Origin of the sequence: Metabacillus sp. YM-086, from assembly GCF_048059995.1 — a bacterium.
GTDB classification, from domain to species: Bacteria; Bacillota; Bacilli; order Bacillales; family Bacillaceae; genus Metabacillus; species Metabacillus litoralis_B.
In genome coordinates, this window is record NZ_JBLUOI010000025.1 from 57,752 (window position 1) to 64,869 (window position 7,118).

General features: G+C 35.8%; 6 protein-coding genes, 1 pseudogene and 1 other annotated feature. All 7 genes and pseudogenes read left to right on the forward strand.

The window, feature by feature from the left end:
* Window positions 1–242: 242 nt before the first annotated feature.
* The 7 genes and pseudogenes from ACEWK1_RS12610 to ACEWK1_RS12640 all read left to right on the forward strand — a co-directional run bounded on the left by ACEWK1_RS12610 (window position 243) and on the right by ACEWK1_RS12640 (window position 6,487).
* The gene (locus ACEWK1_RS12610) at window positions 243–659 is read left to right on the forward strand and encodes a GntR family transcriptional regulator (RefSeq protein WP_121663117.1); all 417 of its coding nucleotides are present in this window, start codon (window positions 243–245) and stop codon (window positions 657–659) included.
* Window positions 625–1,503 (forward strand): annotated as a pseudogene (locus ACEWK1_RS12615) (ABC transporter ATP-binding protein). Before ACEWK1_RS12610 ends, ACEWK1_RS12615 begins: the two are co-directional and overlap by 35 nt.
* Window positions 1,497–2,453, forward strand: coding sequence for an ABC transporter permease subunit (locus ACEWK1_RS12620; protein WP_251404634.1), 957 nt, complete (start codon window positions 1,497–1,499; stop codon window positions 2,451–2,453). Before ACEWK1_RS12615 ends, ACEWK1_RS12620 begins: the two are co-directional and overlap by 7 nt.
* A gap of 22 nt (window positions 2,454–2,475) precedes the next feature.
* Window positions 2,476–3,174 (forward strand): ABC transporter ATP-binding protein, encoded by a 699-nt coding sequence (locus ACEWK1_RS12625; protein ID WP_416636355.1) that lies wholly within the window; start codon window positions 2,476–2,478, stop codon window positions 3,172–3,174.
* Window positions 3,164–4,498: an ABC transporter permease gene (locus ACEWK1_RS12630; protein WP_212137005.1), complete on the forward strand. Its 1,335-nt coding sequence runs from the start codon at window positions 3,164–3,166 to the stop codon at window positions 4,496–4,498. The genes ACEWK1_RS12625 and ACEWK1_RS12630 overlap by 11 nt, the downstream gene beginning before the upstream one ends.
* A gap of 148 nt (window positions 4,499–4,646) precedes the next feature.
* Window positions 4,647–5,129, forward strand: a complete 483-nt coding sequence (locus ACEWK1_RS12635) for a GNAT family N-acetyltransferase (RefSeq protein WP_251404641.1) — start codon at window positions 4,647–4,649, stop codon at window positions 5,127–5,129.
* A gap of 152 nt (window positions 5,130–5,281) precedes the next feature.
* Window positions 5,282–6,487: an MDR family MFS transporter gene (locus ACEWK1_RS12640; RefSeq protein WP_416636356.1), complete on the forward strand. Its 1,206-nt coding sequence runs from the start codon at window positions 5,282–5,284 to the stop codon at window positions 6,485–6,487.
* A 260-nt stretch (window positions 6,488–6,747) separates the two neighbouring features.
* Window positions 6,748–6,977 (forward strand) — a binding site (T-box leader).
* Window positions 6,978–7,118: the final 141 nt, after the last annotated feature.

The following is a 7,118-nucleotide window of genomic DNA, read 5'->3' on the forward strand; positions in this document are numbered from 1 at the left end:
ACAATTTTTTAAGCCCTCGAAGGGTTGTCCAGCGCATGTCATGCTTTTCTAATACTCGCTCGATGTTTCCTTTCACCTCAAGTCAAAATAAAAAAAGGATCAAATTGGTCCTTTTTTTATTTTGGAAATAATTAACTAATATTTTATTGACAATTTTCAAGAGTTGACGTAATGTACTAAGTGTACTACATGATGTAATACACATAGATCAATATAAATTAATAAGAAAGTAGGGAGAAACGATGATCCAAATAGATCCGAGAAGTTCAACTCCCATTTATGAGCAAATTATTCAGCAGATGAAGGAGCTATGTTTTAAAGGGGTATTAAAGTCTGGTGACAAGCTTCCATCTGTTCGAGAATTATCCACCATGATTGTTGCAAACCCAAACACTGTTAGTAAGGCTTATAAGGAGCTTGAAAGACAAGGGATAATTGAGACATTACGTGGGCGTGGAACCTTTGTGTCAGAAAACACGGGAGAATCTCTAGATGAAAGGAAGATGGAAATGATTAAGGACCAATTAAAGCCGCTAATTATTGATGCGTTTTATGCTGGTATTGACTTTAACCATATTCATGAGTGGATTGATGAAATCAGGAAGGAAGTAGGGGGTGATTCCCATGCTACAAATAAAAAAACTGACAAAAACACTTGATGGTGTTGAGGTTCTTAAGGAGATCGACCTTACTCTTGAATCAGGTGAAATATTTGGCTTATTAGGAAGAAATGGTTCTGGAAAAACAACCTTATTACGGTGCATACAACAAATTATTCAACCAGACGTAGGTGAAGTACTGTTTGAAAATGTGGCAATTTTTGATCATCCTCTTTTAAAAAGAAAAGTGATATATATGCCAGTTCAAAATCCTGCCTATGATCGGTATAACTATAAACAGCTTGTTAGAACACTCCGTACACTCTACCCGGACTTTGACGTAACCTATGCAAATGAACTAATGAATCGCTACGGAGTCCCGGAAACAAAAAAATATCGTGAACTTTCAACAGGGTTAAAAAAACAATTGGGGCTTATTCTTGCATTTGCGATCCGTCCTGCTGTTATTTTACTTGACGAGCCAACAGATGGAATTGATGCCGTAACAAGACATGATCTTTTGCAATTAATGATTGATGAAGTTGCTCATAGAGATACGACGATTTTACTAACTTCACACAGACTAGAAGACATTGAACGAATTTGTAATCGCATTGCTTTTTTAGAAGATAATCAGCTCGCAGATGTGTTGAATGTAGATAATTTAAAGGAGAATTATGTGAAATTACAACTGGCTTTCGATTAAGATTTATTGTTAGAGATGAGAAAGAAGGGCATTCCAGTCTTAGAGTCCACCGGTGTTTTTTATACAGTTGTCCTCAAGCAGGAGGATCAAGAAAATCATGAATGGTTACGCTCACTTGAACCTAGAATTTGGAATGAACTTCCGGTAAGTCTTGAAGAAATCTTTATTGCAAAGTTTGGAGGGAAGCGAAGATGGTAGCTCCTGATTTATTAAAACATGAAATAAAAAAACATTGGGTTCAGTTATTCATCATGGTTCTCTTTATTTCGTTTCTTCTACCAGCACAAATTTGGCTGGAGTATTTAAATGTAATAAATATAAAGAATCTTCCTGAAGATTTAAAAGAGATTGATCTTCAACATTTTGGTTCAGCATTTTTATTGTGTGTTTTTGTTATAACATTAGCCATTGTGCAAATTGGTGTGGAGAGAAGTAATGGAAATATGGAATTTAATCTATCGCTACCTTTTTCAAGGGGAAGTATTTACCTAACGAAATGGAGTGTAGGTGCCGTAAGTATTGTTTTAAGTTGGGTCATTGCATTTACAATAACGGCTATATTAATCCTATTTATAGACATTCCCGTTCTTTATTTTACAGAGTTTTATTTGTATTTATTGGGTGCATTGTTGCTACTGTATAGTGTTACATTTGCTGCGGGAGCGTTTACTGGTAACCCATTGGCTCAAGGATTAGTTGCATTAACAGTGAGTGTATTTCCGATTCTTGTATTTGGATTAACGCTAATTCAAATTGGAATACTATTTTACCCTGAAATTAACATTGATCACTCATTTGAATCTGCTGTTTACAATCTATCACCTATTTCTTATTTGTTTTTTACGTATGGTCATTACCCTGTTAAGAGTCTATTTTTACCTTTTATTATTAGTTTACTATTTTTTAGCATTGGTTATTATGCTTTTCAAAAGCATCCTTTTGAACGAAACGGCTCATTCTTTGTGTGGAGATGGATGGAAAGACCTGCCCAAGTCATCGTTATTATTCTAGGAATCTTAGGATTCAGTACATTGGGGTATATTTCTTCATCCCAAGAGGATATGGTCGGTTACATCATTGGAGCTGCAATCGGTGCAGGTATTGGATTTATCATTAGTTATTTTGCCATCTTTAAAAAACAAAAATAAACGTAATGGAGGAGAAGGTACCATGATTGAGGTTCGGAACTTGAGTCATTCCTTTAAAGTAGGGAAAAAAGGAGCGGAAAAAGAAATTCCGGTTTTGAAAAATGTAACATTTAACATAAAGCAAGGTGAGATCGCGACAATTGTTGGTCGAAGTAGTTCTGGAAAATCCACTTTGCTGAATTTAATCTCAGGTTATATATCGCCAACTGAGGGCGAATTGATCATTCATGAAAAGAATGTAACAAACTTTAATGAAAAAGAATGGGCAAAGTTTCGATTGAATCACTTCGGTTTTATTTTTCAAAGCTTTCAGCTCATTCCAAGTTTAACGACATTTGAGAATGTTGAGCTTCCTCTTACCTTAAAAGGGGTACCTTCCCCTGAGCGAAAAAAACAAGTCATGGGTTTATTACAAAATGTAGGGTTACATGAACACGCGAGTCACTATCCAAATGAATTATCAGGGGGGCAACAACAACGCGTAAGTATTGCACGAGCTTTAATTACAAAGCCAAGTATTATTCTAGCTGATGAACCAACTGGAAGTCTTGATACAGAAACTGAATTAGAAATATTAGATTTAATAAGACACTTAAACACAGAAAAAGGAATTACATTTTGTATTATTACACACGATGATGAAGTAGCGAAAATAAGCAATCATCAATTCCATTTACAAGATGGAGTGCTGTCAAAAGGTGGTGCCTTCGTTGAAGTTTAATGATCAATTAAAATTAATGTTGAAAAATATGAAGAAAAACCGTCTTAGGGTGTTTATGACCATTTTAGCAACCACAATGGCATGTGCCTTTTTGATTGTTCTGGCTTCAATTGGGTTCGGTGTTCAAAAGAGCATGACGGAAGAAATACAATCGCAGCAGATTATTACAGAAGTTTCTGTTTCAGGAAAACAAACGGAGAAGGAAGGATATCAACAAATTAATAAGGAGCATCTAGAAGATCTAAGTAAAACCGAAAATGTAACAGCGGTTGTCCGCCGTAACTCGATTGACCTTCCGGTGGAGGTTTCACTCGAGGACAGAAAAGGAGAAGTTTGGCCTACAATAACAAATATGCAAGAAGAGTTAAAGGCTAATCTGTCATTGGAAAAAGGAAAAGTACCACAAGCGGACAACGAAATCATTGTTGGATATCATTTTGCCAAAGCTCTTTTAACAGAAAATGAAAAGAATGAATATCAGAAGAAGATGGAATCTTCACCAAATGAGCCTGCTAAAGAGCCAACAGGATACCAAGGAGATCTTGTAGGTAAAGAGATTACAATGACTATTACGAAGGAAACAGAAGAAGGAAAAGAAGAGAAAAAGTCATTTACTTTTAAAATTGCAGGAGTGGGAGAAGCACCTGCACGGGACTGGATGCAGGATCAAAGCATTTATATAAATGATGTGCTTCGAGAGGAAATTCTTTCCTTTGCAATGCCTGTAGAAGAAGGAAGTCAGGTGAGTGAAATTCCCTATAGCGAAGTTTATGTCTATGCATCTAACTTGGAGGCAGTAGAACAGGTGACAACTGACCTTAAAGATAAGGATTATATGGTTTATTCAATAACGGAAGAATTGGATAGTATAAACTTATTTTTTACCTTTTTTAAGGCTGGATTAATATTTGTTGGAACAATCGCAGTTATTATAGCATCAATTGGGATCTTTAATACGATGACAATGGCTGTAACAGAAAGAACTCAGGAAATAGGAATTATGAAGGCATTAGGTGCACAACCAGGAATTATTAGAAGGTTGTTTTTAATGGAAAGTGCGTATATAGGAATCATTGGGGCAACCATTGGTGTACTCATTTCCTATGCGATTAGCTTTGCCGCTAACAAGCTTTTACCAATCATTTTACAATCTGCTACAGGTGGAGGAACTAGTGAAATAGACTTTACGTTTTCATATATTCCGATAAGTCTTGTTGTGATATCAGTAGCCATTAGTATCGGAGTAGCTATGATTTCCGGGCTGCGTCCAGCTGTTAAAGCAACAAACATCAATGTGCTAGCGGCTTTAAGAAGGGAACTATAAGCTCGTTCGAACTGCTAGTTTTATGCTGGCAGTTTTTCGTATGCTCTGTACAGTGAGTCAGAATTTAAATGGATAATTTTTCAAAAACTATTTCTCTTCCTTTAAATAGTTGATATTCTAAGGTAAACAACAACTATGGGGGAAAAGTATGGAGATCACCATTCGTTTTTCAGAAGAAAAGGATTTTGAAAGGTTAATAGAGTTAGATCATCGTGTATGGGATGCTGCAACAACACCTGCTGATATTGTATGGAGCTCTATTGACGAATTTAGAGAAAGAAATCCTGAAGGCAGTCAAATTGTTGCAATTGTAAATGGAGACGTTGCCGGGTATTTAGGGTATCACGCTCCTACTCCTTTAAAAACCAATCAACATGTGATGGAAATTGATATAGCTGTAGACAAAATGTACCAAGGAATGGGAATTGGCAAAAAGCTGTTGGACAAAGCAATAGAGCTTGGAAAGGAAAGAGGAAACACGAAGCTGTCACTACGTGTTTTGTCTACCAATAAAGGGGCGTTAGTCTTTTATAAAAAATGCGGCTTTATTGAGCAAGGTAGATTAATAAAAGAGTTTTACATAGACGGGAATTATGTGGACGATGTTTTAATGTATAGGCTAATAGAGTAAGAGTAAAAGTCTATATTTTCTCATTATTACAACATTATAAAATAGACGATTTCTTCATTGCAAATCATAAGAAAAGGGGCTAAAATTCTCTGAGGAACGTTACATAGTTGAGGAAAATTCACTATGATCATGCACGTGAAGGAGGTTGAGGTATGCCACGCTCTTTATGGTTACTTGTAATTAGTATGATGATTAATGTTACCGGAGCTTCATTCTTATGGCCGTTAAACACGATCTATATCCATGAACATCTAGGTAAGTCTTTAACTTTAGCTGGGATTGTTCTCATGCTTAATGCTGCTGCAGGTGTAATAGGAAATCTTGTTGGTGGAGTTTTGTTTGACAAAATTGGAGGCTATAAATCCATCTTAATAGGTATCATCATTACTTTAGTTTCAATTGTCATTTTGATGTTTAATCATAGCTGGCCAGTTTATATGTACTTGCTAATCTTTATTGGATTCGGTTCAGGTATTGTTTTTCCTGCTACATATGCTCTAGCCGGAACTGTTTGGCCAGAAGGTGGTAGGAAAGCCTTTAACTCTATATATGTAGCACAAAATGTTGGTGTTGCAGCAGGAGCTTCGTTAGGAGGAATTGTTGCTTCCATCTCATTTAATTATATATTTGTAGCAAATGCAGCTTTGTATGCTGTTTTTTTCTTTGTAGCATTCTTCGGGTATCGAAATATTGATGGAGCAAGTGCAAAGCAAACCTCGATTTTAAATGAAAAAACAGCTATAAAAAGTCGTCATAAGTTTACGGCTTTAATTATTTTGTGTACGGGTTATTTACTATGCTGGGTTGGTTATGTTCAATGGCCTTCAACAATCTCTTCTTACACTCAAACCCTAAATATTCCTATAAGTCAATACAGTCTTTTATGGACAATTAACGGTGCGATGATTGTGTTAGGTCAGCCACTTATTTCCATGTTTGTGAAACGTTTTGCTAAAACATTAAAAAGACAAATGGTCATTGGATTTGTTGTGTTTATGTTTTCTTTTGTAATTGCTTCGTTTGCCGAGCAATTTACTGGTTTTCTTGTTGCTATGGTTATTTTAACAATTGGAGAAATGCTTGTTTGGCCAGCGGTTCCTACAATTGCAAATGATTTAGCTCCTGAAGGAAGACAAGGCTTTTATCAAGGATTTGTTAATAGTACAGCAACAGGTGGTAGAATGATTGGCCCTATACTTGGAGGTGTAATCGCAGACTACTACAATATGAACCTCTTATTTATGATTATTATTACTTTATTAGCAGTTGGTATCTTTACTACTTTCATTTATGATAAAAAGCTTAATGCTGTTATTGAAAAGAAAAGGTCTCAGGCACCCGATGTTTACGGGGTCTAAGACCTTTTCTTTTTTTCTGAAACTTACACTGCTACCTACACTGCTACCTTGTGATACGATAGGGGAAAAAATGATTAATAGGGGAAGGTAAATGTCATGATCAATCAATGTTTTCCTTACGCAAAGGAAATAATTTAAACGCTTACGTTTGGATTGTTATAGTCGATGCTGATGATAATTATTGAAAGAAAAATCATAAATGATGCCTATACTTGCATATCACGACAAATTTATATAAAATAATCTTAAATCTATATACGAAATGAACGGAGAAAAGGAATAGTAATTAGTGAAAATGTGCTCAGAGAGTTGACGGATGGTGAGAGTCAACCAGTTTTTGCTAATGAACTCGCCTTTGAGTTACAAATGTGAAAGAGAAATAAATCAAGTAATATTTGTCGTCTATCCACGTTACGGATGTCAAAGTGGGCATAATTATACTATGCCAAAGTTGGGTGGTACCACGGGAATTAAGCCTCTCGTCCCTGTTTGGGATGTGGGCTTTTTTCGTTTTTATAGACTTTTGAAAGCTTTGACCCGTTCAACAGGTTATAAAATAAAATAAGAGCAAGCTTTAAGGAGGAAAACAGATGAGCTTCAATCATCAAGAGATTGAAAAGAAATGGCAAGA

What these genes read in the sequence shown, in the direction of transcription:
- ACEWK1_RS12610 (WP_121663117.1), top strand. Translation starts at nt 243, where the DNA reads ATGATCCAAATAGATCCGAGAAGTTCAACTCCCATTTATGAGCAAATT.
- ACEWK1_RS12625 (WP_416636355.1), top strand. Translation starts at nt 2,476, where the DNA reads ATGATTGAGGTTCGGAACTTGAGTCATTCCTTTAAAGTAGGGAAAAAA.
- ACEWK1_RS12640 (WP_416636356.1), top strand. Translation starts at nt 5,282, where the DNA reads ATGCCACGCTCTTTATGGTTACTTGTAATTAGTATGATGATTAATGTT.
- ACEWK1_RS12635 (WP_251404641.1), top strand. Translation starts at nt 4,647, where the DNA reads ATGGAGATCACCATTCGTTTTTCAGAAGAAAAGGATTTTGAAAGGTTA.
- ACEWK1_RS12620 (WP_251404634.1), top strand. Translation starts at nt 1,497, where the DNA reads ATGGTAGCTCCTGATTTATTAAAACATGAAATAAAAAAACATTGGGTT.